Source organism: Candidatus Neomicrothrix sp., assembly GCF_035329545.1.
Lineage (GTDB): Bacteria > Actinomycetota > Acidimicrobiia > Acidimicrobiales > Microtrichaceae > Microthrix > Microthrix subdominans.
On the sequence record NZ_DAOLGP010000010.1, the window covers coordinates 46,859 to 71,334 of the forward strand.

24 protein-coding genes are annotated in these 24,476 nt (G+C 69.4%); 9 read left to right on the forward strand and 15 right to left on the reverse strand.

The genetic code is table 11. From position 1 onward, the window contains the following. The first annotated feature begins 28 nt into the window (after positions 1 to 28). The 4 genes from PKD89_RS07830 (at position 29) to PKD89_RS07845 (ending at position 3,492) form a co-directional block, all read left to right on the forward strand. On the forward strand, positions 29 to 1,216 hold the full coding sequence (locus PKD89_RS07830) for a CaiB/BaiF CoA transferase family protein (protein ID WP_289012458.1): 1,188 nt from the start codon (positions 29 to 31) through the stop codon (positions 1,214 to 1,216). Further along, the gene (locus tag PKD89_RS07835) at positions 1,213 to 1,764 is read left to right on the forward strand and encodes an FAS1-like dehydratase domain-containing protein (protein WP_289012457.1); all 552 of its coding nucleotides are present in this window, start codon (positions 1,213 to 1,215) and stop codon (positions 1,762 to 1,764) included. Before PKD89_RS07830 ends, PKD89_RS07835 begins: the two co-directional genes overlap by 4 nt. After that, positions 1,761 to 2,300 carry a MaoC/PaaZ C-terminal domain-containing protein gene (locus PKD89_RS07840; RefSeq protein ID WP_287392057.1) on the forward strand — a complete coding sequence of 180 codons (540 nt, stop codon included), beginning with the start codon at positions 1,761 to 1,763 and terminating at the stop codon, positions 2,298 to 2,300. The genes PKD89_RS07835 and PKD89_RS07840 overlap by 4 nt, the downstream gene beginning before the upstream one ends. A 73-nt stretch (positions 2,301 to 2,373) precedes the next feature. Next, positions 2,374 to 3,492 (forward strand): acyl-CoA dehydrogenase family protein, encoded by a 1,119-nt coding sequence (locus PKD89_RS07845; RefSeq protein WP_287379363.1) that lies wholly within the window; start codon positions 2,374 to 2,376, stop codon positions 3,490 to 3,492. An 18-nt stretch (positions 3,493 to 3,510) separates the two neighbouring features. Here the strand turns inward: PKD89_RS07845 and PKD89_RS07850 are convergent, their stop codons facing one another. Continuing rightward, positions 3,511 to 4,443 carry a 1,4-dihydroxy-2-naphthoate polyprenyltransferase gene (locus PKD89_RS07850; RefSeq protein WP_324332359.1) on the reverse strand — a complete coding sequence of 311 codons (933 nt, stop codon included), beginning with the start codon at positions 4,441 to 4,443 and terminating at the stop codon, positions 3,511 to 3,513. 155 nt (positions 4,444 to 4,598) lie between these two features. On the opposite strand from PKD89_RS07850, the gene PKD89_RS07855 reads away from it, so the two are divergent. After that, positions 4,599 to 5,732: a class I adenylate-forming enzyme family protein gene (locus tag PKD89_RS07855; RefSeq protein WP_324332360.1), complete on the forward strand. Its 1,134-nt coding sequence runs from the start codon at positions 4,599 to 4,601 to the stop codon at positions 5,730 to 5,732. 112 nt (positions 5,733 to 5,844) lie between these two features. Here PKD89_RS07855 and PKD89_RS07860 read toward each other — a convergent pair whose 3' ends face one another. Continuing rightward, the gene (locus PKD89_RS07860; RefSeq protein WP_287392064.1) at positions 5,845 to 6,498 is read right to left on the reverse strand and encodes a 5' nucleotidase, NT5C type; all 654 of its coding nucleotides are present in this window, start codon (positions 6,496 to 6,498) and stop codon (positions 5,845 to 5,847) included. 237 nt (positions 6,499 to 6,735) lie between these two features. Here PKD89_RS07860 and PKD89_RS07865 point away from each other — a divergent pair, with 237 nt between their 5' ends. Next, the gene (locus tag PKD89_RS07865) at positions 6,736 to 7,386 is read left to right on the forward strand and encodes a hypothetical protein (protein ID WP_287392067.1); all 651 of its coding nucleotides are present in this window, start codon (positions 6,736 to 6,738) and stop codon (positions 7,384 to 7,386) included. Between the two features lie 30 nt (positions 7,387 to 7,416). On the opposite strand, the gene PKD89_RS07870 is transcribed toward PKD89_RS07865, so the two are convergent. From PKD89_RS07870 to PKD89_RS07880, 3 genes are all read right to left on the reverse strand, one after another. Continuing rightward, a complete protein-coding gene (locus tag PKD89_RS07870) occupies positions 7,417 to 8,775 on the reverse strand; it encodes a hypothetical protein (RefSeq protein WP_289012455.1) in 1,359 nt (452 codons plus the stop codon). Between the two features lie 246 nt (positions 8,776 to 9,021). Beyond that, positions 9,022 to 9,360 carry a PadR family transcriptional regulator gene (locus PKD89_RS07875; protein ID WP_287379359.1) on the reverse strand — a complete coding sequence of 113 codons (339 nt, stop codon included), beginning with the start codon at positions 9,358 to 9,360 and terminating at the stop codon, positions 9,022 to 9,024. A gap of 2 nt (positions 9,361 to 9,362) precedes the next feature. Then, positions 9,363 to 9,824 (reverse strand): hypothetical protein, encoded by a 462-nt coding sequence (locus PKD89_RS07880; protein ID WP_287392071.1) that lies wholly within the window; start codon positions 9,822 to 9,824, stop codon positions 9,363 to 9,365. A gap of 126 nt (positions 9,825 to 9,950) precedes the next feature. Between PKD89_RS07880 and PKD89_RS07885 the strand changes: the two genes are divergently transcribed. Both PKD89_RS07885 and PKD89_RS07890 read left to right on the forward strand, forming a co-directional pair. Beyond that, on the forward strand, positions 9,951 to 11,987 hold the full coding sequence (locus PKD89_RS07885; RefSeq protein WP_287392073.1) for a thioredoxin domain-containing protein: 2,037 nt from the start codon (positions 9,951 to 9,953) through the stop codon (positions 11,985 to 11,987). 129 nt (positions 11,988 to 12,116) lie between these two features. Continuing rightward, positions 12,117 to 13,082, forward strand: coding sequence for a hypothetical protein (locus PKD89_RS07890; RefSeq protein ID WP_324332361.1), 966 nt, complete (start codon positions 12,117 to 12,119; stop codon positions 13,080 to 13,082). 209 nt (positions 13,083 to 13,291) lie between these two features. Here the strand turns inward: PKD89_RS07890 and PKD89_RS07895 are convergent, their stop codons facing one another. The 7 genes from PKD89_RS07895 to PKD89_RS07925 all read right to left on the reverse strand — a co-directional run bounded on the left by PKD89_RS07895 (position 13,292) and on the right by PKD89_RS07925 (position 21,698). After that, the gene (locus PKD89_RS07895) at positions 13,292 to 14,077 is read right to left on the reverse strand and encodes a class I SAM-dependent DNA methyltransferase (RefSeq protein ID WP_287379355.1); all 786 of its coding nucleotides are present in this window, start codon (positions 14,075 to 14,077) and stop codon (positions 13,292 to 13,294) included. Beyond that, positions 14,074 to 14,571 (reverse strand): GNAT family N-acetyltransferase, encoded by a 498-nt coding sequence (locus tag PKD89_RS07900; protein ID WP_287392079.1) that lies wholly within the window; start codon positions 14,569 to 14,571, stop codon positions 14,074 to 14,076. Before PKD89_RS07900 ends, PKD89_RS07895 begins: the two co-directional genes overlap by 4 nt. Continuing rightward, entirely contained in the window at positions 14,568 to 15,452 is an 885-nt protein-coding gene (locus PKD89_RS07905; RefSeq protein WP_287392082.1) for a nitroreductase family protein, read from the reverse strand. Before PKD89_RS07905 ends, PKD89_RS07900 begins: the two co-directional genes overlap by 4 nt. A 5-nt stretch (positions 15,453 to 15,457) precedes the next feature. Continuing rightward, positions 15,458 to 16,135 (reverse strand): hypothetical protein, encoded by a 678-nt coding sequence (locus PKD89_RS07910; protein ID WP_287392084.1) that lies wholly within the window; start codon positions 16,133 to 16,135, stop codon positions 15,458 to 15,460. A 132-nt stretch (positions 16,136 to 16,267) separates the two neighbouring features. Beyond that, positions 16,268 to 19,810, reverse strand: a complete 3,543-nt coding sequence (gene dnaE / locus PKD89_RS07915) for a DNA polymerase III subunit alpha (protein ID WP_289012453.1) — start codon at positions 19,808 to 19,810, stop codon at positions 16,268 to 16,270. Positions 19,811 to 19,909: 99 nt separating this feature from the next. Further along, entirely contained in the window at positions 19,910 to 20,500 is a 591-nt protein-coding gene (locus tag PKD89_RS07920; protein WP_289012452.1) for a proteasome activator, read from the reverse strand. Between the two features lie 97 nt (positions 20,501 to 20,597). Beyond that, positions 20,598 to 21,698 carry an alkaline phosphatase family protein gene (locus PKD89_RS07925; protein WP_287379348.1) on the reverse strand — a complete coding sequence of 367 codons (1,101 nt, stop codon included), beginning with the start codon at positions 21,696 to 21,698 and terminating at the stop codon, positions 20,598 to 20,600. Positions 21,699 to 21,799: 101 nt separating this feature from the next. On the opposite strand from PKD89_RS07925, the gene PKD89_RS07930 reads away from it, so the two are divergent. Continuing rightward, complete coding sequence (locus tag PKD89_RS07930; protein ID WP_287379347.1) at positions 21,800 to 22,255, forward strand: Rrf2 family transcriptional regulator; 456 nt, start codon at positions 21,800 to 21,802, stop codon at positions 22,253 to 22,255. An 87-nt stretch (positions 22,256 to 22,342) separates the two neighbouring features. On the opposite strand, the gene PKD89_RS07935 is transcribed toward PKD89_RS07930, so the two are convergent. Genes PKD89_RS07935 through PKD89_RS07945 form a run of 3 tightly spaced genes read right to left on the reverse strand, consistent with a single transcriptional unit; the run spans position 22,343 to position 24,441 of the window. Further along, positions 22,343 to 23,317, reverse strand: a complete 975-nt coding sequence (locus PKD89_RS07935) for an RluA family pseudouridine synthase (RefSeq protein WP_289012451.1) — start codon at positions 23,315 to 23,317, stop codon at positions 22,343 to 22,345. After that, complete coding sequence (lspA, locus tag PKD89_RS07940; protein ID WP_289012450.1) at positions 23,307 to 23,885, reverse strand: signal peptidase II; 579 nt, start codon at positions 23,883 to 23,885, stop codon at positions 23,307 to 23,309. The genes PKD89_RS07935 and lspA overlap by 11 nt, the downstream gene beginning before the upstream one ends. Next, entirely contained in the window at positions 23,872 to 24,441 is a 570-nt protein-coding gene (locus tag PKD89_RS07945; protein WP_289012449.1) for a TraR/DksA family transcriptional regulator, read from the reverse strand. The genes lspA and PKD89_RS07945 overlap by 14 nt, the downstream gene beginning before the upstream one ends. Between the last annotated feature and the right edge of the window lie 35 nt (positions 24,442 to 24,476).

Consider the following 24,476-nt stretch of genomic DNA (forward strand, 5'->3'; position numbering starts at 1 on the left):
CCAGCCCCCTACAACCGGCGCGATCACGATGACCACCGACCTGCTTGCAGGCATCACCGTGCTCGACTTTGGCACCGTCGGCCCCGCAGCGCGGGCGTCGGCGATCCTGGCCGACTACGGGGCGCAGGTGACCAAGGTTGGCGCCGTGCCCCGCTCGGGCACGGTCGCGATCACACCCCCGGCGTTTGCCTACTCCGGCGGGCGAGGCACGCGGCGGGTGCAGCTGGACCTGAAGTCCGACCGTGGCCGAGCGGCTGCGCAGGCGCTGGCTGCCGCGTCCGACGTGGTGATCGAAAGCTTTCGGCCCGGCGTGGCCGACCGCCTCGGCATCGGTTGGGACGAGCTCTCGGGACGAAATCCGGGCCTCGTGTACTGCTCGACGTCGGGGTACGGCCAGGACGGACCCGCCTCCCAGCGCGCCGGTCACGATCTGAACTACCTGGCCGTCGGCGGGTTTCTCGACTGCTCCGGCCGTCGTGAGGACGGCGGCCCAGCGCTGCCCGGCGCTACCGTGGCCGACATCGCCGCCGGCGGCATGCAGGCGGCGATGGCCATCATGGCGTCGCTGATCGGCCGGGGCACGAGCGGCGAGGGCCGCTACCTCGACGTGTCGATCGCGGACGGCGTCGTCGCCATGATGTCGCTGTACGTCGACGAATACCTGGTCACCGGCGCCGAGCCCGGTCCCGGGCACAACGTGCTCACCGGTCGCTACGCCTGGTACGGCATCTACCGGTGCGCGGACGGCGGCTGGATCAGCGTCGGCGCCATCGAGCCCAAGTTCTACGCCAACCTGCTGCGCGAGCTCGGGCTCGACGCCGAGCGCTTCGGGTCCGGCCAGTACGACGACGAGGTGCAGGCCGACCTGCGGGCCGCCCTGACCGATGCGTTCGCCACCCGCAGCCGCGGCGACTGGGCCGGACAGCTCGGCGACGCCGACTGCTGCGTCGCAGCGGTGATGACCATCCCCGAGATGACCGACGATCCCCACGTCGAGGCCCGCGGCCTGGTCGGCCGAGCGGTTCACCCCGCAGCCACCCAAAGTGAGGACGGCGAGCTGAGGCAGCTCGATCGGATCTGGGCGGGGACCGTGCGCCGCAGCGCACCCGAGTCGCTGCCCGACGCCTCGGTGACCGACACGACCGAGCTGCTCGCCGCCGCCGGCTGGAGCACCGCCGACATCGAGGCCGCCATCGCCGAAGGAGCCGCCGCATGAGCGACACCGCCCAGTCCACCGCTGTTCCGCCCGAGATCGAGGCGCTGATCGGCGAGCGTCAGTACCCGGTGACCGCCAACTTCCCTGTGGAACGCGCCTACGGCTACAACACCGCTGCGGCCACGGCCAACGGCAACCCGCTGTACTGGGACGACGACGTGGCCGCAGCCCTCACCGGCGGTCCGATCGCCCCTCCGACCACGCTGTCGCTGTGGATCCGCCCCCACTACTGGGAGCCGGGTGCCGAAGGCGAACAGCTGGCGCTGCAGGTGCACTTCGACCTCAAGGCGGTCTTCGGCCTGCCCGAGGCCGTCATGACCGACAACACGCTCACCTTCTACGACCCGGTGCGCCCCGGCGACGTGATCAGCCACGCCCAGGTGCTCAAGTCGGTCAGCGGACCGAAGACGACCAAGCTGGGCGCCGGCCGCTTCTGGGTGATCGACCTGGAATACCACAACCAGAACGGCGAACTGGTGGGCATCGAGAGCTACACCGGCTTCGGGTACCAGCGCGATGAGGCCAAGACCGACGGGGGCGACTCATGAGCGGCAACACCACCGAGGCCTCCACCAGCCGGTCCTCAACCGTGCTGCCCACACCGCGACTGCTTCACGGCGACGTGGCCATCGGGGACGCCCTGCCCGAGCTGGCAGTCGAGGTCACCGCCACCACCGTGGTGCTCGGGGCCATCGCCAGCCGCGACTGGCGGCCGATGCACCACGACTTCAAGTTCGCCACCGAGCGCAACGGCGTTGCCAACATCTTTCTCAATACCCCCAACCAGGCCGCCTGGTTCGAGCGCTACCTCACCGACTGGGCCGGCCCCCACGCCCGCCTCGGCTCGATGACGTTCCGCATGCGCACGTCGGTGTTTCCCGACGACACGATGACGTTTTCCGGCACGGTCACCGAGACGACCACCGACGACGCCGGCTGCGGCTGGGCGAGCGTCGACGTGGCGCTGATGGTCGGAAAGCGGGTTGGGTCGACGTGCTCGGCCCGCATCGCCCTCCCCACCGACGCCGACGACAACCCGTGGGCCCGCAAGGGCGACGCCTGGCAGCCGGCACTCGGCCGCTGACCACAGCGGCCACCCTTCACCCGCACGCCCCCCAATCCCCTCTTTTCGTTCGATTACCCAGGAGCACCGAACCATGCCATTGGATCTTGACCTCAGCGCAGAACAGGACATGCTGGCCGACATGGTCGCCGGCGTCGCCGAGCGCTTCAGCCCCCTCACCACCGTCCGCGAGCTCGAGGACGACCCCACCGGCTACTCCCCCGAGCTGTGGGCCCAGCTGGGCGAGCTGGGGCTGATCGGCCTGCTGCTTCCCGAGGGGCACGGCGGCTCCGGCATGTCGATGGTGGACGCAGTCGTCGTCTACAAGGAGCTCGGCCGCACCCTGATTCCGTCGCCCCACCTGGTCAGCTCGGTGCTCGCCGGCGGGCTGATCGCCCGGGCCGGCAGCGAGGACCAGCAGGCGGCCTGGCTGCCGACGTTGGCGTCCGGAGCGGACGTGTGGACCGTCGCCGTGCAGGAGCCGGGCGGCGGGTTCACCGACGCCGGCATCACCACCGAGGCGGTGGCCACCGACGACGGGTTCACGCTCTCGGGCACCAAGCGACACGTGCTGTTCGCCTCCGCCGCCCAGCACCTCATCGTCGCCGCCAAGGACACCGACGACCGGGTCGACCTGTTCGTCGTCGATGCCGGCGCCGAGGGCATGACCCTCACCCAGCAGATGAGCATCGCGTCCGACACCCAGTACCAGGTGGACCTCGCCAACACGCCGGCGGTGCGCCTCGGCGAAGTCGCTACCGGCTGGGGCAACTGGAACCAGACCCTGACCGAGGCGATGATCCTGCTGGCGGCCCAGGCGGTCGGCGGGGCCGACCAGGCTCTGAAGATCACCGCCGACTACTCCAAGGAGCGCAAGCAGTTCGGCAAGGCGCTCGCCGAGTTCCAGGCGTTGAGCCACGACATGGCCAACTGCCGCACCGCCGTCGACGGCGCCGAGATGCTCACCTACGAGGCCGCATGGTCGCTCGACACCGGGCGCGACATCACCAAGTTGGCGCCGATGGCCAAGATGTTCGCCTGCAAGACCTACCGCGACACCACCGCCATCGGCCAGCAGATCTTCGGCGGGATCGGCTTCACGCTCGAAGCCGACATTCAGCTGTATTTCCGGCGGGCCAAGTCCTTGCAGATCAGCTGGTGGGACGAGCGCCACCTCGAGCGCCTGATCGCCGCCGCCGTACTCGACGGCTGATCGTTGGGGCGCCGAGCCCTACACCGGCCCGATGGCCAGGCCCACCGCCAACAACACCCCATAGACCAGCTGCACCTGGCCGGTGCGTCCCAGCACCTTGATCAACGCCGGACCTTCGGCGCCGCGGAACACGTGGGTCAGCGCAACGTTGGCCAGCGGCAGCGCGGCAAAGGCCGCCGCCCCCACCAGGCGACCCGAGCTCCCGGCGATGAACGTCAACAACACGAACGGGCCCAGCAGGCACACCGCATAGAGGATGCGGGTCTTCGGGGGGCCCAGCCGAACGGCCAGGGTGCGCTTGCCCGAGGCGGTATCGCCGGGGATGTCCCGCAGGTTGTTGATCACCAGCAGCGCCGTGGCCAGCAACCCCATCGCCGCACCGGCGCCGAACGCAAGCAGCGTGATCTGCCCCGATTGCACGTAGGCGGAGAACACGGTGGCGACCAGGCCGAAGAACACGAACACGAACACCTCGCCCAACCCGGCGTAGCCGTACGGGTTGGCACCGCCGGTGTAGAACCACCCGGCGGCCACCGAGGCCACCCCGACCAATCCAAGACGCCAGTCGACAAGGATCACCAGCGGGGCGCCGGCGAGCAGCGTCACCCCGAAGGCGACGAGCATCGCCCGCTTGACCTCATCCGGCGTGGCCAGCCCATCGCCCACCAGGCGGGGAGGGCCCACCCGCTTACCAGGATCGTCGATTCCCCTCTTGCCGTCGGAATAGTCGTTGGCATAGTTGGTGGCCACCTGCACCGCCACGGCCACGATCCGGGCGCAGATGAAACGCCAGGCGATGAAGCTGAACCGGTCCTCGGCCCCGACCGACGTCCAGACACCCACCGCCGTGCCGACCAACACCGGAGCGACCGCCGCCGGCAGGGTGCGCGGCCGTGCGCCGAGCACCCAACGGTTGGTCGTGATCGGCTGGGCTTGAAGTTCCGCTGACATCGCCGGGAACCCTACCGCCGGTTTGGTCGGCCGCCCCCCGAGACGCACTTCCGCCGAACCTTGTGTGGTCTCGACGCCGGCACCCGACCCCAAACCGAGGAGAAGCGTGCGCTTGTCGACGGGACCGAGCGTTGCGCGGGCTCTACCATGCCGGGGTGACCCGACGGCTGGTGGCGCTGCAGATGGAGGGGGGCGCTCAGTACCTGGCCATGGTGCAACGCGTCTGGGACGACGGTGACGCCATCGCTCCCCTACCGGTCAACGCTCCCCGACCGCACCTCGATCGGCTGCTCGCCACGCTGGCACCGCAGGTGCTGATCGACGCTCACGGCGAAGCGACCAGCCTGCCCGGGGGGCAGGGCGTCGGCGACAGCGACGCCCTGGTGATCGCCACCTCGGGCACCTCGGGGTCACCCAAGGGGATCGTCCATACCCACCGGGCGCTCGAGTACATGGCGTTCGCCACCTCAACCGCTCTGGGCGTCGACGACGAGGCTCGCTGGCTGGTAGCGCTGCCGCTCAACCACATCGGCGGCTTCTCGATCCTGCCCCGGGCGCTCCATACCGGGGCCGGGCTGGAGATCCTCCCCCGGTTCGACGCCACGGCGGTCGAGGCCGCGGCGCGGGCCGGGGCCACCCACACCTCCCTGGTGACGACGGCGCTCGGGCGCATCGACGCCTCGCTCTTTCGTCGAATCCTGCTGGGCGGTTCGGCCATCCCCGCCGAGCGGCCGGCCAACTGCGTCGCCACCTACGGCATGACCGAAACCGCCGGAGGCATCGTCTATGACGGGCTGGCCCTCAACGGTGTGTCGGTGCGTATCGATGCTCCCGACGAGGACGGCCTGGGCGAGATTCATTTGTCCTCACCCACGTTGCTTCGCTGCTACCGCGACGGGAGCGAGCCCTTCGACGCCGAGGGGTACCTGCCCACCGGCGACCTCGGCCGGCTGGATCCGGTCACCGGCCGGCTGTCGGTCACCGGCCGGGCCGACGAGATGATCGTCACCGGCGGGCACAAGGTGTGGCCCGCCCCGGTCGAGGATGCGCTGCGGGCGCCCCCCGCCGTGGCCGACGTCGCCGTCCGCGCCCGGCCGGACCCGGAGTGGGGCCATGCGGTCGAGGCGCTGGTCGTGACTCTGGACGCGGCCGAGCCCCCGTCGCTCGACGAGCTTCGGGGGCTCGTCAAAGAGCAGCTGCCCGCCTACTGCGCCCCTCGACACCTGACGCTGGTCGATGCGCTGCCCCGGAGCGACTTGGGCAAGCTGCGCCGGTCCCAGCTGCGCTGACGCTGCGTCAGCCCGGGTCAGGCCGCACCGAGGCCAACCGGACTGTTGACACCAAGCGTCAGCCCGGGTCCGGCCGCTGCACCGAGGCCAACCGGACTGTTCACACCAAGCGTCAGCCCGGGTCCGGCCGCTGCACCGAGGCCAACCGGTCGACATGCACCGGGAAGCCGGGCAGTTGGATCTGCACCTGATGGCCACCGTCGGCGGCCAGGTTCAGCACGTAGTCCTCCACCTCGACCCAGTTGTCCATTCGGGGCTGCGCGATGTCGGTGTTGTACGGCTGGCCGAAACAGATCACCTCGTTGCCCGCCGCCCGCAGCGCCTTCACGTTGTGGGGCGCGTCGTCGATGTAGCAGTCGCAGGCGACGTCCGGCTTGGCCCCGAGGAAGCAGATGTCGCGGTACGGGATCTGCACCTCGTCCAGCCAGGCCACCGTGTCGGCGACGACCACCGCATGACTCCAGTTGACGTACAGACGATGGGTGACGATGCGGATCCACACACCGGCGTCCGACAACCGCCAGAGGGCCTCGACCGCCCCGGCGATCGGCTCCATGCGGGCGAGCATGCGGTGCTTGACCGCAGCGGTCCGCATCAGATCGTCGAGCAGAGCGGGGTTGAGGCCCCACTCGTCGAAACCCCAGGAGCGGTTGGTAGGCAACGATTCGGGCAGCACACCCAGTTCCTCAGCCACAACCTGCTTGAACGCCCCGGTGAAATCACCGCAGACCCCGTCGAGGTCGACGCCCAATACGAACGGGTTCACCGCTTCGCCTCGGCGCTCAAACGGTCGGTCGGGGTGGCGGTCACCCTCCCGAGACTAGTGATGCCAGAAACCGCGGCTGGTGCCCGGACGTCGCACCGACGACCACAGTGATCGCACCCGCGGTCCAACTGGGTGCGATCACTGCGGACCGGGTCACAGCGATCGCACCCGGAGACACCATGGGTGCGATCACTGCGGCTCCGCCTCACCCAGCGGCAACGCCGTTAGTGTTCGGCTGTGGACAACGCTCCTGGCAGCCCCGCCGATCCGGACCCCTCGGAGCTGGCATCTGAGAGGCGCATCCCCGAACGGCGACGGTTGGGGCGAGGCCTGGCCGTCATCTTGTTGATCGGCAGCGTGATCGCCGGGTTCACGGTCGTGCTCGGCGTGATGTCCTTCGCCATCCTCGGTCGCGACGACGTGCCCGACCCCAAGGTGGACTTCAGGGACCAGAACGAGTTCCGCGACGGCTGCGCGCTGATCCCCGGCGACGAGGTGACCGACCTGCTCGGCTCGCCCCCCACCGCACCCAAGGAGTTTCCTGCGCTCGGGGGAGGCTGCATCTGGAAGGGCACCGACGGGACGGTGCTCGAGATCCAGCTGCACCCGCGGGATCCCGAGGCACTCCCCGAGGGTGATCGGCGCGAGGTGGATGGGGCCACAGTGGTCGATCTGGGCGTCCGGCCGGTGTCGGTCGCCGGCGATCCCAACGCCGTGGGCCACGCCATGTGGGTGCGCACCGACGAGGTCACCGCCCGGGTTGAACTGTCCCGCAGCGACGATGCCGCACAGCCCTTGATGGACGACCTGGCCGACGCCCTCGCCCGGCGGCTCCCGTTGGCCGAAACCGGCCCACCACCCGCCCTCACGCCGACAACGCTCGGCTGACCCGCGCTGCAGCCGGACTGCAGTCGGCGCTCAGCTGAGGTTGAAGCCGCCCATCCCATCGAGGGTGACCACTCGACCCGCTCCGCCCAGCTCGGCGATCGACGACGCAACCACATCCCGGTCCGACGTCACGACGCTCCGTCGTCGGACGCCGCCGCTGGCGGTCGAACCGACGACCGCCACCGCCCGCCGGATGCCCTCAAACGTGGGGATCACCGTTGCGCCGACGATGACCGCTTCACCCGCCAGGTCGGGGTCGACCGGCAGCGCCGGGCTCCGATCGGTCGCTTCGTCGGTCACGTCGAGGGCGGCAAACCGTGTTGGCGAGGTTGAAGAGCTCAGCATCATCGCCCCAGGCTTGGTCAGCATGCCACTGATAGCGGTCACCAGACCCCGGGCCGAGCCTCCTGCGGTGGCGAGGTGGCGCAGACGCTCGACGACCGCCACCGTCGACGCCAGCGCCGCATTGTTGAGCGGCCCGCCCGCAAAGGTCATGCCGCCGGTGACGGTGAGCCGGGCGGCGTCGAGGGGCAGGCCGAGCGCCCGGGCCTGAACCTGAACCGCCGAGGGAAAGCAGGCGTACAGGTCGACGACCTCGGCGCCGAGGCCGCCGTCGACCGGCACGCCGCAGTGCGTCGCCAGCGCCCCGGCCACCACCTCGAAGGCCGGCCAGCGCTGCAGCTCGGCGCGTTGGGGCAGCGGCAGGATCAGGTTGGACTCGACCGTCGCCTCGACCGCGATGCGTTGCCCCGGCGGGACACCGAGCCGGTCGGCCACCTCGACCGACGTCAGCACCAGCGCCGAGGCCGCATCGACGTTCCACTGCGAGCACAAGGAGCGGGTGTAGGGGTCGGCGACCATCCGGTTGCCGCCCTCGGTAGCGACGATGGTCCTCCCGGAGGGAGCGGACCGGTCCCACGCCGTTGGGTTATCGGCCGCCACGGCGGCGAAGCCGAACCACAGTTCTCCCAGGCGGCGCCGGAGCGCTGCGCGGTCAATGCCATCGGCTTGGGCCAGGGCATCCTCGACGATGGCGTACTGCGTGGCCGGGGTGGCCAGGTCGCGTTCCAGTTCCACCTCGCTCATCAGCTCGCCGGCCGGATGGATCACCTCGTCCGGCTCCGCACCGTCGGGCCCAGGGGTCTGGGTGGCCTCGCCACCGGCCTTGACGATGGCGCGGTCCCGGGCCCGGGACTCACCTCCGATGATCAGCGCCGCACCCACCTGGCCCCGGGCGATCGCCGCGCTCGCCTCGGCGATCAGGCGTTGCTGGAGGATGCCGACGTCGGCCCGCACCGTGTGGACCGGCTTCCCGCCGCCCAGTCGCAGCCGTTCGGCGATCACCGCACCGGCATCGCTGCAGCGCCACGTGCCCTCGGCGACGCCCACCCAACCGACCTCGGCGGACCCCGCCGGCGGAGCCGGACACCTCGGCGAGTGCGGCGGCGGCGGCCTCGGTCATCCAGCCGACAGCGTCGGGTGAGGTGGGATCGTTGGGGCGGCCGACCAACGACGCCACCCCGACGATCAGCGGGTCGGAGCTTCTCCCGGCGGGACGAACGGCCATAGCCGGTCAAGGGTAGGCGTCACGGAGTATGACCGCCCGGACCACCGACGGGTCGACTGCGACATCGCTCAGACGAGCAGTTCGGCCTCGATACGCTTCAGGTACCGCTTGCCCAAGTCGGTCAGCTCGAAATTCTTGCGTTTGGCACCTGTTCTGGGCACCTCCACCTCGACGGTGGCCAGCACTCCGCTGGAGGCCAACCGCCTCATGGTTCGATAGAGCCCGCGCTCAGTGATCGTCCAGCCGGTTGACTCTCCGAACGCAGCTGCAATTTCATCGACCGAGACCCACCCGGAAGCGGCGACCTCTCGCAGGATCGCCAGCGTCACCATCGATTTCTTGTACATCTCGGTCCACGTGTCGACCAACTCCTCGAGCCACTCGTCGGATTCGGTCGGGTGCTTCACCCTCAGGCCTCGAACCCGCGCTGGGCGATGCTCGCGATCGCGTGAACGGTGAGCCCGATGCCCCAAAAGCCGGCCATCGCAAACGTTGCCCCGAACCAACCCGGATCCACCGGCAGGTACTCCTGGCCTCGCAGCACCTCGCTGCCGGTGACCCCCAGGATGAAGGCGTGGATCTGAAAGCTGGCGTTGACGACGGCATAGGTAGTGGCGTGGGCCACCAGCCGACCGAACCGCACCTGGCCCAGTTGGTGTCGCCGCGAGAACATGAAGGCCGCGTAGTACAGCGCAACCCCAGCGGTCATCCCCTGGGACACGCCGCTGATGCGGTTGCCATCGATCACGATGAACACCTGCACCAGCATGCACAGGAATGTGAGCCCGATGACGTAACCCAACAGCAGGCTGCGGGCGTTCAGCTCGGGGTTTGCGGCAGGCGGTTGAGTCTGAAGCATCGTGGAGGCCATACAGGTACTGTACCTATGGTTCACGGCACGTCAAGGACGGATGATCTGTGCCGTCTGCCAACTCGAGATCGTTGTCCGGACGCGGCGTCGGGGCGCCATTGCCTCCACGGTCGTTACCTTGGGTTGATGGCCAATCGTCTTGCCGACTCGACCAGCCCGTACCTGCGCCAGCACGCCGACAACCCGGTCGACTGGTACCAGTGGGGCGACCAAGCGTTTGCCGCCGCTGCGGACCGCGACGTGCCGCTGCTGATCTCGATCGGCTATTCATCGTGTCACTGGTGCCACGTGATGGCCCATGAGAGCTTCGAAGACCCCGAGGTTGCCGCAGCGATGAACCGGCACTTCGTCAACATCAAGGTCGACCGGGAGGAGCGGCCCGACATCGACGCGGTGTACATGGAGGCCACCCAGACGATGACCGGCCGGGGTGGCTGGCCGATGACCGTCCTGGCCACGCCCGACGGACGGCCGTTCTATTGCGGCACCTACTTCCCGCCGGAACCCCGCCAGGGCATGCCGAGCTTCACGCAGCTGATCGAGGCCCTCGCAGACGCCTGGGCCACGAAACGAGACGAGCTGGAGGGCCAGGCCGACACCCTTTCCGAAGCGATCACCCGCTCGGCACCGCTCGAGCCGGACGCACCGGCGCCCGAGCTGGTCACGATCGACGAGGCCGTGCTGTCGCTGGCCCACGCCGCCGATGCCCAGTGGGGCGGTTTCGGGGTAACGCCCAAGTTTCCCCAACCGGCGTCGGTCGACCTGTTGTTGCGCCACGCACGGCGCACCGGCTCGGACACCTCCCTGTCGATCGCCCGCAGCGCCCTCGATCACATGGCAACCGGCGGCATGTGGGACCACATCGGCGGCGGCTTCGCCCGCTACTCGACCGACCGACAGTGGCTGGTGCCCCACTTCGAGAAGATGGCCTACGACAACGCCCTCCTGATCCGTCCTTACCTGCACGCCTGGCAGCTGACCGGCGAGGATCGCTACCGCCAGATCGTCGAGGAGACGATCGCCTACCTGCTCGACGAGCTGCGGCTGCCGGCGGGAGCGTTCGCCTCCGCCCAGGACGCCGACAGCCCAGATCCCGACGGCGCCGACCCGAGCGAATCGGACGGCCTGGGCGTCGAGGGCCGCTTCGCCACCTGGACCCCGGCCGAACTGGTGGCGGTGCTCGGCGAGGACGGCGGCGCCAAGGTGGCCGCCTATTGGGGCATCACCGAGGAGGGCAACTTTGAGGGCCGGTCGATCCCCCACCGCATCGGCCACATCGATGAGCCCCAGCGCGATCCTGCGCTCGACGAGGTGCGCGCCGGCCTGCTGAAGATTCGTCGGGCGCGACCCCAACCAAGCCTCGACGACAAGGTGCTGGTGGAATGGAACGCGCTGATCGTCGCTTCCTTGGCCGAGGCCGCCGCCGCACTCGACCGGCCCGAGTGGGGTGACGCTGCCGTCGAAGCGGCCGAGTTTCTGCTGGGCCACCTGCATCGGGACGGACGCTGGCACCGCTCGTGGTCGGCCGACTCGGCCCAGGCCTCCCACCGTGCGGTGGCCAACGACCTGGCCGCTCTGGTCGAGGCCCTGATCCGCCTGGCCGAATGGACCGGTGAACGCCGCTGGGAGACCGAGGCCCTCGCCGTCGCGGACGAGCTGCTGAACCGCTATCTCGACGCCGAGACCGGCACGCTGTGGACCACACCTGACGACGGCGAGGCACTGGTCGCACGACCCCGGGACGTGGTCGATGGGGCCACCCCGTCGGCCAACTCGGTGGCGGCGGGGGCATTCCTGCGCCTGGCTGCAATCACCGGGGCCACCCACTACGCCGACGCCGCCCGCCGGATCATCGCAGCGCTCTCGCCGCTGGCCGACGGCCAGGCCGGATCGTTCGCCCACCTGTTGGCCGCCGCCGAAGACGACGCACTCGGCCTGAGCGAGATCGTCATCAGCGGCGAACGGGCCGACCTGGTCGCCGAGGTGCGTCGGCACTGGCTGCCCGGCGCAGTGCTGGCCTGGGGTGAGCCGGGCGACTCCCCCCTGTGGGAGGGACGAGACGAGGTCGGCGAGCAGGGTCGGGCGTATGTGTGCCGGGGATCGGTGTGCGAACAGCCGGTGACGACCACCGAGGACCTCCGCCACCGGCTGCTCGGACACTGACCGAGGACTGCCCCGTCCGGTTGGGCGGGGCGGGGCGGGGCGGGGCGGGGCGGGGGCGTAGCCTCCACGACGTTCGCTACGGTGTCACCCGTGCCGTCGGGCACCACGATCACAAGCTTGGAGCGACCCGTGCGAATGAGACGACTGTTGTTGGGAACGATTGCCGCCATCAGCCTGTTGGCGATCACCGGCTGCCAACAGATGCTGCCCCCGGAGGTCACCAAGGTGACCAACTCGATCGAGGTGGCCTGCGGAGCGACGAGCGAGGTGGTGCCGGTCGACTGGTACTTCCCCGACACCCCACCCAAGGGTCTGGTGTGGCTCCAACACGGGTTCGTCGAAAGCAAGGACGACTGGGCGACCTTCGCCCCACAGGTGGCCTCTGCCGGCTACCTGGCGATGGCCACCAGCCTGCCCTCGACCAGCCCGCAAGGGTGCAACGTGCAGAACACCGGCGACAACGGCCCATTCCTCGACGGCCTGGCGGCGCTGTTCGCCGACATCGATAGCCCGTACAGCGCGCTGGCCGTCGGCCACGCCGATGCCGCCGATCTGGCCGGACGCGCCGGGGAGAGCCTGCCCCGGAACATGGCGTTCAGCGGCCACTCCGCCGGTGGCGAGACCGTGCTGTCGGTGGCCGACCGGCTGTACGGTTCCGACCCGGAAGCCTTCGACCGGCTGAAGGGGCTGGTGCTGCAGGACCCGGTGAAGTCGTTCGTCGGGACCAACACCGACGACGCCGTGGCCAACCTTGGTCCCACCTCGCTACCGATCTATGCGCTGGCATCGCCCAAGTCCGCCTGCAACGCCGACCAGAGCGGCACCCAGGCCGTGCTCGCAGGGCTGGCCGGCCGCAGCTTCGTCGCCGCCGAGGTGACCACCGGCGTCCACGGCGACATCTTCGGGCCCTCCCAGAGCCTGGTGGGAGCGCTCGTTTGCGGCTTTCCCACCGCTGAGAACACCGCCGCTGCCCAGACGCTGACGTTGGGCTGGTTTGGTGACCAGTTCGCCGGGACCCTCACCCCCGACTACTACCCCGGCGGGACGGTCTACGACGACCTGGTGGCCAGCGGCACGATCACCACCCTGCCCTAAGCAGGTGCCGGACCCCGAACGGGGGTCATCACACATGACCGGCTCGCAACTCGGGAGCCCAAACAACCGCCAGAGCGCGCCCTGCACTCCCGAGTTGCGGGAATCACACGAACAACTCGCAACTCGGGAGCCCAAACAACAGCCAGAGCGCGCCCTGCACTCCCGAGATGCGGGTGGAGGTGCGGGGTGGTCAGCTGCGGGCCAGGTGGTCAGGAGTGTGGACGGACGCCGACGACCAGGCCCTTTCGGGCGGCACCAAAGTCGAAGCCGTGCGGATCGAAGGTGACGCGCAACCCGGCCAGTTCCAGCGCCTCGACGTAGAACGAGGACGGTGCCATCAGCAAGCGATGGTCCTCGCCGAAGGACCAGATCCCGTCCGGCTCCCCCACCAGGTACTCCATGCGGATGAGCGCCGTGTCGCCGTCGACGCCGGAGTGGGCCATGCGCATCACGGTCGTGTCGCTCCGGGTGACCGTGTCGTGACCGATGTGGCCGACCAGCCAGTCCTCCGGAGCGATCCACGGCTCGATGACCAGCGCCCCGCCCGGCGCCACCAATGCGGCCAGATCACCCAGCACCCGGCGCAGCGACCCACTGCTGCCCGCGTAGGCGATCGACGAGAACAGGCAGGTGACCAGATCGAACGGCCCCAGCTGGGTGACGGCTGCGGGCAGCGCCTCGAACGAGGCCGCCACCAGCGGCACGTCGTCGCCGAGGCGGTCCCGGGCCACGTCGAGCATCGGTTGGCTGAGGTCGGTGCCGGCAATCCGGTAGCCCAGCCGTGCGAACTCGACCAGGTGGGTGCCGGTGCCGCAGGCGACATCGAGCATCGTGCGGGGGGCGCTGGCCGATGGGACTGCGCTGCCCGCACGGGCCACGAGCGCGCGCACCTGATGGGCCTCGGCGGCGTAGTCCTTGCCCATGCCCGCATAGGCCAGGTCGTAGATGCGGGCCAGCCTGGCCCCGTAGGACGCTTCGGCTGCCGGGTTGGTCACGGGCCGGGAACCGGCCGGGACAGATACCCGACTTCGGTGTCGTCGCCATAGGGTCGGGCCCGGCCGACCTCGGTGAAGCCGAGCGCGGCGTGAAAGGCCAGCGACTCGTCGTTGCGAGGCACGGTATTGACCTCGAGCACGAAGTGATCGGCGGTTCCAGCTGCCCGCACCGACACCTCGTCATAGAGCGCACGGGCCAGACCCAGGCCGCGGGCCCGTGGCGCGACGACGACACGGTCGAGGTAGACGAACCGTTCGTAGTGCGCCTCCACCCAGGCGTAGTTGGCCGACCAGTAGTCGGTGCCCGGGCCGACCGTCCAGCAGAAGGCCTCGGGTGCACCTTCCGGCCCGATCGCCAACGCGTCGTTCAACACGTCTCGATAGCGCGCCATCGCCGCCTCGTCGAGCATGGTCACCCGGGGCACCTCGACGTTGTTCAGCGCCAGCACAGCGCTGTCGTCGGCCTCGGTCAACGAACGGATCTCTGGGCTCATCGTGCTTCCTCAGGGGGCTGGACCGGAGCGCTGACGGCAGGGCTCCAAGCGTTGCGGTGCCATTGCTCGGCGAGCGCCGGACGGCCACCGCTGGCCGACGCCGACGCCGACGGCCGCCGCCCATCGGGGGCGGGATGACCGAGGGCCACCGTGCCCACGGCCCGCCAGCCGTCGGGCACGCCGAGCAGCTCGGCGACCGCCGGCTCGTGCTCGAACATCCCGAAAAACAGCGCACCCAGCCCCTCGGCCTCGGCGACCAACAGCAGGTTCTGGACGACGGCGCCGGCATCGACCCACCAGTACGGGACCGGCCAGGAGGCCTCACCAGCGCCAAGGCCGCTACGTGCCTTGTCCGGTCGCCCGTAGCGTTCGACCCACGCCTGAGGACGCACCCACAGCGTGATCAGCACCGGGGCGTCGAGGAGCCCCGGCCAAGGAAACTCCGAACGACGAGCCGGCGGAAGCGTGACACCCCAGTAGCCCGCCACAGGGTCGGGCTCCGCCGACGACTGCGCCAGCGGAGACTGCGACGATTGTGGTGGCTGCGCAGGCGATGGCTGCGGTGGCTCGGGGCGTTCCAGGCTGACAAAGGCTACGCCCTGGCTGAAGCCCGCCGAGGGTGCCCGGCGTGCCAGGTCGACGATCGCCTCGAGCTGGCCGGGCCCAAGCGGGTCGGCCAGGTAGTCCCGGCACATGCGCCGGCGCCCGATCACGCGCCCGAGGGCGTCGTCTTCGGCACGGTCGAGAAGCAGACCCCTGGCAACGCCACCGACACGGTCGATGGCGATGTCAGCGGCTGGGTCGATAGCGGTGTCAGCGGCAGGGTCACCCGCGCCCGGCTCGGGCCGAGACCCGATCCGGCCGGCGGCGATGCCGGACACCCTGCTCAGTCCGGCTTGGTGTAGCTGCGGAGCTCTTCCTCCATCGCCCACCCGTAGGTGATGAGCGAGTCGCCGGCAGCGGCGTCCAGGTCGGCGAACATCTCGGCCACCTGGGGGTCGATCGTCGCCGACGCCAAGGGCTCGAAGTCCAGGCACGGCGGGAAGGCGCCGTCGCCCTCGACCGAGAAGGTCTTGGCGACGTACCGGCTGGCGCCGACGCCGAAGCGCTTGGCCAGGCGGCGGCCCCACTGACGCTCCTCGCCCCCCGCCTCAACCTCGGGCCGGGGGTGGACGTCCTCGAGACGTTCGAAGGCGGCCATGGCACCGGGGTTGACCATGCGGCAGCCCAACAGCACGTCTTCGTCGGGAAAGGCCATCAGCGCCCGGTGGTAGTTGGCCGACATCACCGCTTCCAGCACGTCGTCCCGGTCCTCCGAGCGTCGCACGTAGGCCAGGCCCAGCAGCACCGCAGGGGTGCCGCCGATGCGCTCCAACGTCGAGTAGGAGTACCCCACCAGCGTCTCCTCCTGGCGGATCAGGGTGACGAGCACCCACTCCTCGCGCTGCTTGGAAAGCAGGCCGACATCGAAGCCGCGCTCGCACTCCGCTGCCAGGTCGGCCATCTCGGTCAACTCGGCATCGCTGAGCGCGGTGCAGTCCTTCGTGTAGGTCTCAAACGCCATGTATTCCCCCGTCTGGGCTGCAGTGGTGGCAACAACTAGTTGAGCGCCAATCGCACGAATATGCAAACCCAGGGGGCGTCCGGGGTGGCCGAACGACGCCGCATGGGGCCCGATTCTTCGGTGGACGATCGGCTACAGCACGACCGCCGACGTGCCGAGCAGCACGCGCAGCTCGGAGATCAGCGATGCCGAATGGTTGACGCAGAACGGCGGCCGCAGACGCACTTGGGACCCGCCCAGATCGATGTGAACCTCCGAGCGCCCGGGGAACTCGAGGATCACCCGGCGCAGCTCCTCGACCAGCGCGTCGTCGAGACGCGACGGCAGGATCTTGAGGTTGAGCGGGGTGTCGGAGGACTCCTCGGCGCCGTCGAACACGTCGAGCTCGAAGGCGATGAACTTGGGCATGTCGTCGCGTTGATCGACCCGACCGTTGACGACGACCAGCATGTCGTCGTTCAGCTTGTGCCCGTGCTCGGTCATCGTGCGGGGAAAGACCATCACCTCGATCTGGCTCTGCAGATCCTCCAGCTGGAAGATCGCCATCAGGTCACCCTTTTTGGTCCACTTCCGCTGCAGGTTGGTAACCACGCCGCCGATGGTGCGCGAGGTGCCGTCGCTCAGCTCGACCAGCTCGGAGAGCGGCCCGTCGGTGCGGCGGGCCAGCACCTGCTCGTAGCCCATCAGCGGATGATCGGAGACGTAGAGGCCCAGCATCTCCTTCTCGTGGCTGAGGCGTTCGGCCTTGTCGAACTCGACGTCGGTCACCGGATGCTCGTCGATCGTCGGCTCGGCGCCGCCGGAGCCGAACAGCGACATGACGCCCATGTCGTGCTCGCGGCGGCGGGCGACGATGTGGTCGATGCGCTCCTCCATCCGCAGCAGCAGGCCCTTGCGGGGCAGTCCGCAGGTGTCGAACCCGCCCGCCTTGATGATCGATTCGATCGTGCGCTTGTTGAGCACCTCGTAGGGCACCCGCAGACAGAAGTCGTCGAAGGCGTCGATCGGCCGGCCGTCGATCTCCCGGGGACCGAACGGCCCGCGCGCCTTTCGCTCGGCGACGATCAGGTCGACGAGCCCCTCGCCCACGTTGCGGACGGCGGCCAGGCCGAAGATGATCGATTTGTCGCCCGGGGTGAAGTTGGCCGCCGACCGGTTGATGTCGGGCACCTCGACCGTGATGCCCATCGACCGGCACTCGGCCAGGTAGACCGCCGCCTTCTCCAGCGTGTGGCTCACCGAGGTGAGCAGCGCCGACAGGTACTCCTCGGGGTAGTTGGCCTTGAGATAGGCGGTTTGGTAGGTGACCAGCCCGTAGCCGTAGCTGTGGGACTTGTTGAACGCATAGTCGGCGAAGCGTTCGATGATGTCGAACAGTTCCTTGCCCAGGGAGCGGTCGAACCCGGTGGCCTCCACCCCCTCCTCGAAGCTGGCCCGCTCCTTGATCATCATCTCGGGCTTCTTCTTGCCACACGCCTTGCGCAGGTTGTCCGCCTGGGCCAGTGAGTAGCCGGCGAAGCGCTGGGCGACCCGCATCACCGACTCCTGGTAGATCATCAGCCCGTAGGTGTCGGTGAGCACCTCCTCGGCATCGGGATGGAAGAACTCGACCGGCTTGCGGCCGTTCTTCCGGTCGGCGTAGTCGTAGTGCATGTTGGCGCCCATCGGCCCCGGCCGATAGAGCGCGATCAGGGCCGCGACATCCTCGAAGCTGTCCGGAGCGACGGCGCGGATCAGCGCCCGCATCGGTGGCGACTCCAGCTGGAACACCCCGATCGTCTCGCCCTTGGCCAACATGGCGAACGTCACCGGATCGTCGAGGGCGACGTTGTCGATGTCGACGTCGACGCCACGATGCCGGGTGATCAACTCGAGTGCGTCGGAGATCACGTCCAGGTTGCGCAGGCCCAGAAAGTCCATCTTCAGCAGGCCCAGGTCTTCGCAGGTGTTGCCCTCGAACTGCGTGACGACCGGTGCGTCCTCAGGGTCGCCGCCCGACTGGGGCTTGCGCTGGATGGGCAGGTAGTCGGTGAGGGGCCCCTTGGTAATCACCACCGCAGCGGCGTGGATGCCGTCCTGGCGCCGCAGGCCTTCGATCCCCTTGGCGACGTCCATCACCTTCTTGGCGTCGGGATCGGTGCTGTACATGTCGCGCAGCTCGGTGGCCACTTTGTAGCCGTCGAGGTACTTGGGGTGTTCCTCCAGGCAGGCGTACAGGGGGGTGTCGCGGCCCATCACCAGGGGTGGCATGGCCTTGGCCACCTTGTCGCCCAACGAATAGGGGTAGCCGAGCACCCGCGCCGAGTCGCGCACCGCCGCCCGGGCCTTGATCGTCGAGAAGGTCACGATCTGCGCCACGTGTTCGCGGCCGTAGCGCTCGGCCGCATAGCGGATCATCTCGTCCCGGTATCGGGAGTCGAAGTCCATGTCGATGTCGGGCATCGACACGCGGGCCGGGTTGAGGAACCGCTCGAACAGCAGGTCGTAGCGAATCGGGTCCAGCTCGGTGATGCGCAGGCAGTAGGCGACCGCACAGCCGGCGGCCGAGCCCCGCCCGGGACCGACCCGGATGTCCTTGTCGCGGGCGTGCTTGATCAGGTCCCAGGTGATGATGAAGTACGCCGAGTACCCCATCGTCTCGATCGTGGTCAGCTCGTACTCGATACGCTCGCGCACCTCGGGCTCGAGGACGGCACCCCAGCGCATGTGGGCGCCCTCGTAGGTGAGCGCCCGCAGGTACTCGGCGTCGCTGTCGTAGCCCTCGGGGAGGGGGAACTGGGGCAGTTCCGGCTCGGGAAACTCGATCTCGAGGTTGCAGCGCTCGGCCACCCACAGCGTGTTGTCGCAGGCCACCTCCACCTCTCGGAACAGGTGGCGCATCTCTTGGGCGGACTTCAGGTAGTGGTCGGACCCGTTGAACCTGAAGCGCTTCTCGTCGGAGACCAGCGAGCCGGTCTGCACGCACAGCAGGGCGTCATGGGCCTCGGCGTCGGCGCGGGTGACGTAGTGGCCGTCGTTGGTGGCCAACAACGGGGCCCGCAGCCGTTTGGCGATCTCGATCAGCTGGGGGTTGGTGCGGTGCTGTTCGGGGATGCCGTGATCCTGGATCTCGACGAACAGGTTGTCGCGTCCGAAAATGTCCTGGAGCCGCCCAGCCTTTTCGAGGGCCGAGTCGAAGCTCTCGTTCATCAGCGCCTGGAGGACGTGGCCGCCCAGGCAGCCGGTGGTGGCGATGACGCCCTTGGAGTGTTGCGACAACAGCTCCCAATCGAGGCGGGGCTTGTAGTAGTAGCCCTCGAGAAACGCCTTCGAGCTCAGCTGGATGAGGTTTTTGTAGCCGGTGTGGTTCTCGGCCAGCAGGGTCAGGTGGTAGTAGAGCTTGCGACCGCCGTCGACCTCGCCTCCCGAGTCGTCGACCCGTCCCCGCCGCGACGGCCGCTCGAAACGGCTGTCGTAGGCCATGTAGGCCTCGGTGCCGATGATCGGGTTGATGCCCTGGGCCTTGGCCTCCTTGTAGAAGTCAAGTACCCCGTACATGTTGCCGTGATCGGTGATGCCCAGGCCCGGCTGGCCGTCGGCAGCGGCGGCGGCGACGACCTCGCCGATGCGGGACGCGCCGTCGAGCATCGAGAACTCGGTGTGCTGGTGGAGGTGAACGAACGAGGAATCAGCCATCGACCTGGAGAAACTACACGCTTGTGATCAGCGCCGCCGGGCGGTGATCGACCGTCGGCACTGCCGGAGCTGGGCCACCGCAGCTCGCCGGGCACCGATTCACAGGTAGCCGGTCGGTCCACGACCGGGCGCGTTGGTCGGCATCGATGTGCCCATCGGGCCGTCCTGGCCCCCGGAGGGCCCGCCGGGGACGCCCAGCTGGCCGCGCACGCCCTCAAGCTGTTGACGCGCCGCCATCTGCTGGGCGACCAGCGTGGCCTGGATCCCATGGAACAGCCCCTCCAGCCAGCCGACCAGCTGGGCCTGGGCGATACGAAGCGTGGCCTCGGAGGGCACCTCGTCGCTGTCGAAATCGGGTGCCAGACGAGCAAGCTCCTCGGCCAGGTTGGGCGACAGCGAGGCCTGAAGCTCGGCGATGGAGCGTCCGTAGATGTCGACCATGTGGTCGCGGGCCGCTTCGTCGAGGGGGGTGTTGCGTACCTCCTCCAACAGCTGCTTGACCATCGAACCCACCCGGATGATCTTCGCCGGCGAGTCGATCGTCTCGTCGTCGGACTGCTCCCCGTTGCCGTCGGCCGCGTCGGTCGTCGATCCCGGCGCCAACACCTCGGGCCGATCCTGGGCGACGGGCTCGGCGTTGGGCTGTGATGCGGTCGTGGTGGGCTGCGGGGGTGTGTCAGCTGAGGGCATAGCCACCCAGGCTACCGAGGCGGCACGAGGTGCAGCCGAGCGCTCTGCGACCGGGGGCGCTGCGCGCTCCGTGCGACTGCTCGACGGGGTGCGCGCCTTACCCGCCCCGGGCGACGATCAAGGGCACGAGCACCTCGGCGCTGGTCAACGAGCCGTGACGGCTCTGCAGCACAAACGGCCCGGTGTCGGCCGGATCGGAGAACGCCACCGGCTCACGGGCGACGAGCGCCACGTCACCAAGGCAGGCCGCCGCCGAGTCGGTGAGGCCGGGGCCCCACCAGCCCTCATCGATCGTCTGGGTGCGGGTGACCACCCACGCCTGATCGCCGTAGCGCTCCGCGCAGGCCGCCGCCAGCTCGGCTGTGGCACCCGGGCGGGCATGAAACCAGCGGAACCTGCCCTCCCCCGACTGGAAGTCGACCATCGACAGCACCTCGCGGGCCGGTTCGATGACGTTGTTGCCTACCTGCACCTGGCCGTGATCGGCGGTGACGACCAGCGCTGCGCCCTGGGGCAGGCCGGCGACGATCGCCCTCACCATCTGATCGACCGCCATCAGTTCGGCGTCGTAGTGCTCGCCCAGGCCGTACTCGTGGGCCACCTTGTCGATGCCGTCGTAGTAGGCGTACAGGAACGGCTCGCCTCGACGCAGGGTCTGGGCGACCTCGACCACCATGGTCGAGGGCATGCGGTAGCCCTCGAACCGGCTGGGCTGGAGGTGGGCCTCGGTGAAGCCGGTGGCGATGAACTCGGCCCGGGTGATCACCGGCGGCCGTTCGGAGCCGAATGCCTCGTGGGGCTGCACCCCGCTGGGAACGATGCTCTCGCGTGCGTCGCCCCGGGGCGTGCTCCAGCGCAACACGTTGAGGATCTGGCGTTGGATGGCGATGCGATAGCCGATCACGCCGTGGGCGCCCGGCGACAGGCCGGTGGTGATCGACGTCAGCGCGGTCGCCGTCGTCGTCGGGCACACCGTGGTGATCGGCGTGCGCGGAAGCGACGTCAACGTCGGAGCCAGGTGCGCTCGCTCCTCGAGCTGGTCCCACCCCAGCCCGTCGAGCACCAGCAGCGCCACCTGGTTGGCCCCGACCAGCTCCTGGGGCATCCAGTCGGGCACCTCCCCAGACGGGTCCAACAGGGTGGGGACCACCCCGGTGACGCACGCACCGGAGTAGTCGGGCAACAGGGGGTCGGTCATCTCCGCCAGTCGATCACATCCGGCGGGGTGGATTCCACCATGGCCGCCTGCGGCCGGCCGGCTGGGGCGGGCACGTGTGCCGGGCCGTAGTGTTGCCCGGCATGAAGGTGTCCACCCGAGGTGACTACGCCAGCCGAGCTCTGCTGTCGCTCGTGCTCCACCAGGCCGATGGTCCAACGTCGGTGCGCGACATCGTCGAGAGGACCGGGCTACCCCAGCCCTATCTCGAGCAGATCCTGTTGGCGCTCAAGGGAGCCGGGCTGGTTCGTTCAAAGCGGGGCGTCGGCGGCGGGTACGTCCTGGCCCGTGGCGCCGCGGAGATCACCCTCGCCGACATCGTGTCGGCGGTCGACGGGCCGATCCAGGCCGGCGACTTCGGCCTTCCCCATACCGACGGGGCCTGCGAGCACGAGGGCCAGTGCGTGCTCCTGGCCGTGTGGTGGGATGCCGGCGAGCGCATGCGGGAGTACCTCACCGGCTACAGCCTGGCCGACATGGCCGCGATGGCCCAGGGCGATGCGCCGTGGCCCGACGTCGCCGATCGGTCGGCCGGGTAGCGGCGATCGGTCGGCCGGGTAGCGGCGATCGGTCGGCCGGGTAGCGGCGACCGGCTCTGCGGCGATCGGTGTCGCGTCGCCGGTGGCCTAGACCGTGTCGACCGCCGGCCCAAGCGCGTCGAGCACGCCTTGAAGCTCGGCGGCCAGCGGCGAGGCGTAGGCCACCTCATGACCGTCGGCGGGATGGGCGAAGCCCAGCGCCACGGCGTGAAGAAACGGACGGCTCAGCGGGTGGCCCGGCAGGGGGCGTCCGTAGGTGGGGTCGCCCACCACGTACCAGCCCAGCGATGCCAGATGGACCCGGATCTGGTGGGTGCGGCCGGTCTCCAGGGCCAGATCGAGCAGGCTGACCGCCGGCTCGTGCCACGTGGCGTTCAACGAATAATGCGTCGTCGCCGACCGGCCCGCCTGCGTGACCGCCATGCGCAGCGGGTCCCGGCGGGACCGGCCCACCGGGGCTTCGATCGTGCCCTGCTGGGTCTCGGGACGCCCGTGCACCAACGCCAGGTAGCGCCGGTCCACCCGATGCTCAGCCATCGCGTCCACCAACGCTTCATAGGCCGCTTGGGTGCGGGCCACCACCATCAGGCCTGACGTGTCTCGGTCGAGGCGGTGCACGATGCCAGGCCGTTGAGGCTCGCCGACCTCGGCGAGTTCCGGGTACCGGGCGAGCAAGGCGTTGACCAACGTTCCGTCCGGGTGTCCGGGGGCCGGATGCACGACCATGCCGGCGGCCTTGTCGATCACGATGATCGACTCGTCCTCGTCAACGACGTCGAGTTCGAGGTCGCCCTGGGGCAGTGGCAGCGCAGGACCGGTCGGGGCGGCGACCCGCAACTCGATTGCGTCGCCCGCCACCACGCGGCGGCTCTTGGTGGTGACCACCTCGCCGTCGAGGCGCACCTCACCGTCGGCGATCAGCGTGGAGGCCTCCGAGCGGGAGCAGTCCCACAGCATCGACACGACGCGGTCGAGCCGTTCGCCGTCGAGCGGCGCTCCGATCGAGTGCGAGGTGACCCCCTCGGGCCGCTCCTCGCTCACCACCTCCAACTCACGCTTCACCCCGATCGCGACCGATCAGAAACACGAGCGCCAACGCCCCGCCGGTGATCGCCACGTCGGCCATGTTGAAGATCGGCCAGTTGGGCAGGCGCAAAAAATCGACCACCGAGCCCGAGAACCAGCCGTTCTCAGCCCGCACCACGCGGTCGGCGAGGTTGCCCAGGGCGCCGCCGACGACCAGACCCTGGATGACGACCGCCGGCCACGAGGTGTAGTGCCGACCGGCCCAGACGACCACCCCGACGATGACGATCGCCAGCACGGCGATCACCGGACCCGAGCCCGAACCGAGGCTGAACGCCGACCCGGTGTTGAACGCCAGCAACAGCTTCAGCGGACCGAGAAGGTCTCTCGTGACTCCGGGCTCGAGCGCTTCGAGCGCCCACGCCTTGGTGAGCTGGTCGACCGCCAACACGATGGCGACCACGAGGGCGCCAACGCCGAAGCGGGCGGTGGTGGCGTGACGGGCGCGCGCCGCCGGCTGGTCGGCGCCGTGGTCGACCTCGGGCTCCGGCGTTGGCTCCGGCGCGAGATCCCCTTCGGGAGGAGCGTCTTCAGCGACGGCCAAACCCGCCGACCTTGTACTCCACCCGTTCGGTGGCCCACGGGATGGCCTCGAGCCGGGCGCGGGGGATCCGCAACCCGGACTCCCGGCAGATGCCGTATTCGCCGGCCTCGATGCGCTTGAGCGCGGCGTCGATCTGCTCGACCGCCGCCAGTGCCTGCTGGGACAACGCCAGGTCGCGCTCCCGCTCGACCGCCAGGCTGTCGCCCTCGCCCGACTCCTCGTCGAACTGAACGTCCCCCGGCTCGCGATTCTCCGACAGGGAGTCCGCTTCGGCCTGGAGCACTTCCGACTGACGGGTGTAGGTGGCCCGTTCCTTGATGAGTTCCTGGCGTTGCGCCTCGATAAAGTCGTCGTCGAAGGGCGGCTCCTCGGCGGGTGCCGGTTCGGTGGCGCGCCCGGCACGGGTCACCACGGCGCCGGGCCGGGGTACCACCGGAGCCACCTCGTCCTTCTGCGGCTCGGCGTCCGATCCAGCAGCGGTCGTCGACTTCTCCTCGGCCGCCTTCTTTGCAGGTGCCTTCTTGGCCGATTTCGACGAAGCTGATGAACTTGCCATGGTGCCTCCGAGGGGGCGAGTTCGTGCTGCGCCGA

What these genes read in the sequence shown, in the direction of transcription:
- PKD89_RS07880 (WP_287392071.1), bottom strand. Translation starts at nt 9,824, where the DNA reads ATGGCCTCCACGATGCTTCAGACTCAACCGCCTGCCGCAAACCCCGAG.
- dnaE (WP_289012453.1), bottom strand. Translation starts at nt 19,810, where the DNA reads ATGGCTGATTCCTCGTTCGTTCACCTCCACCAGCACACCGAGTTCTCG.
- PKD89_RS07885 (WP_287392073.1), top strand. Translation starts at nt 9,951, where the DNA reads ATGGCCAATCGTCTTGCCGACTCGACCAGCCCGTACCTGCGCCAGCAC.
- PKD89_RS07920 (WP_289012452.1), bottom strand. Translation starts at nt 20,500, where the DNA reads ATGCCCTCAGCTGACACACCCCCGCAGCCCACCACGACCGCATCACAG.
- PKD89_RS07840 (WP_287392057.1), top strand. Translation starts at nt 1,761, where the DNA reads ATGAGCGGCAACACCACCGAGGCCTCCACCAGCCGGTCCTCAACCGTG.
- PKD89_RS07850 (WP_324332359.1), bottom strand. Translation starts at nt 4,443, where the DNA reads ATGTCAGCGGAACTTCAAGCCCAGCCGATCACGACCAACCGTTGGGTG.
- PKD89_RS07830 (WP_289012458.1), top strand. Translation starts at nt 29, where the DNA reads ATGACCACCGACCTGCTTGCAGGCATCACCGTGCTCGACTTTGGCACC.
- PKD89_RS07835 (WP_289012457.1), top strand. Translation starts at nt 1,213, where the DNA reads ATGAGCGACACCGCCCAGTCCACCGCTGTTCCGCCCGAGATCGAGGCG.
- PKD89_RS07845 (WP_287379363.1), top strand. Translation starts at nt 2,374, where the DNA reads ATGCCATTGGATCTTGACCTCAGCGCAGAACAGGACATGCTGGCCGAC.
- PKD89_RS07900 (WP_287392079.1), bottom strand. Translation starts at nt 14,571, where the DNA reads ATGAGCCCAGAGATCCGTTCGTTGACCGAGGCCGACGACAGCGCTGTG.
- PKD89_RS07930 (WP_287379347.1), top strand. Translation starts at nt 21,800, where the DNA reads ATGAAGGTGTCCACCCGAGGTGACTACGCCAGCCGAGCTCTGCTGTCG.
- PKD89_RS07925 (WP_287379348.1), bottom strand. Translation starts at nt 21,698, where the DNA reads ATGACCGACCCCCTGTTGCCCGACTACTCCGGTGCGTGCGTCACCGGG.
- PKD89_RS07945 (WP_289012449.1), bottom strand. Translation starts at nt 24,441, where the DNA reads ATGGCAAGTTCATCAGCTTCGTCGAAATCGGCCAAGAAGGCACCTGCA.
- PKD89_RS07910 (WP_287392084.1), bottom strand. Translation starts at nt 16,135, where the DNA reads ATGGCGTTTGAGACCTACACGAAGGACTGCACCGCGCTCAGCGATGCC.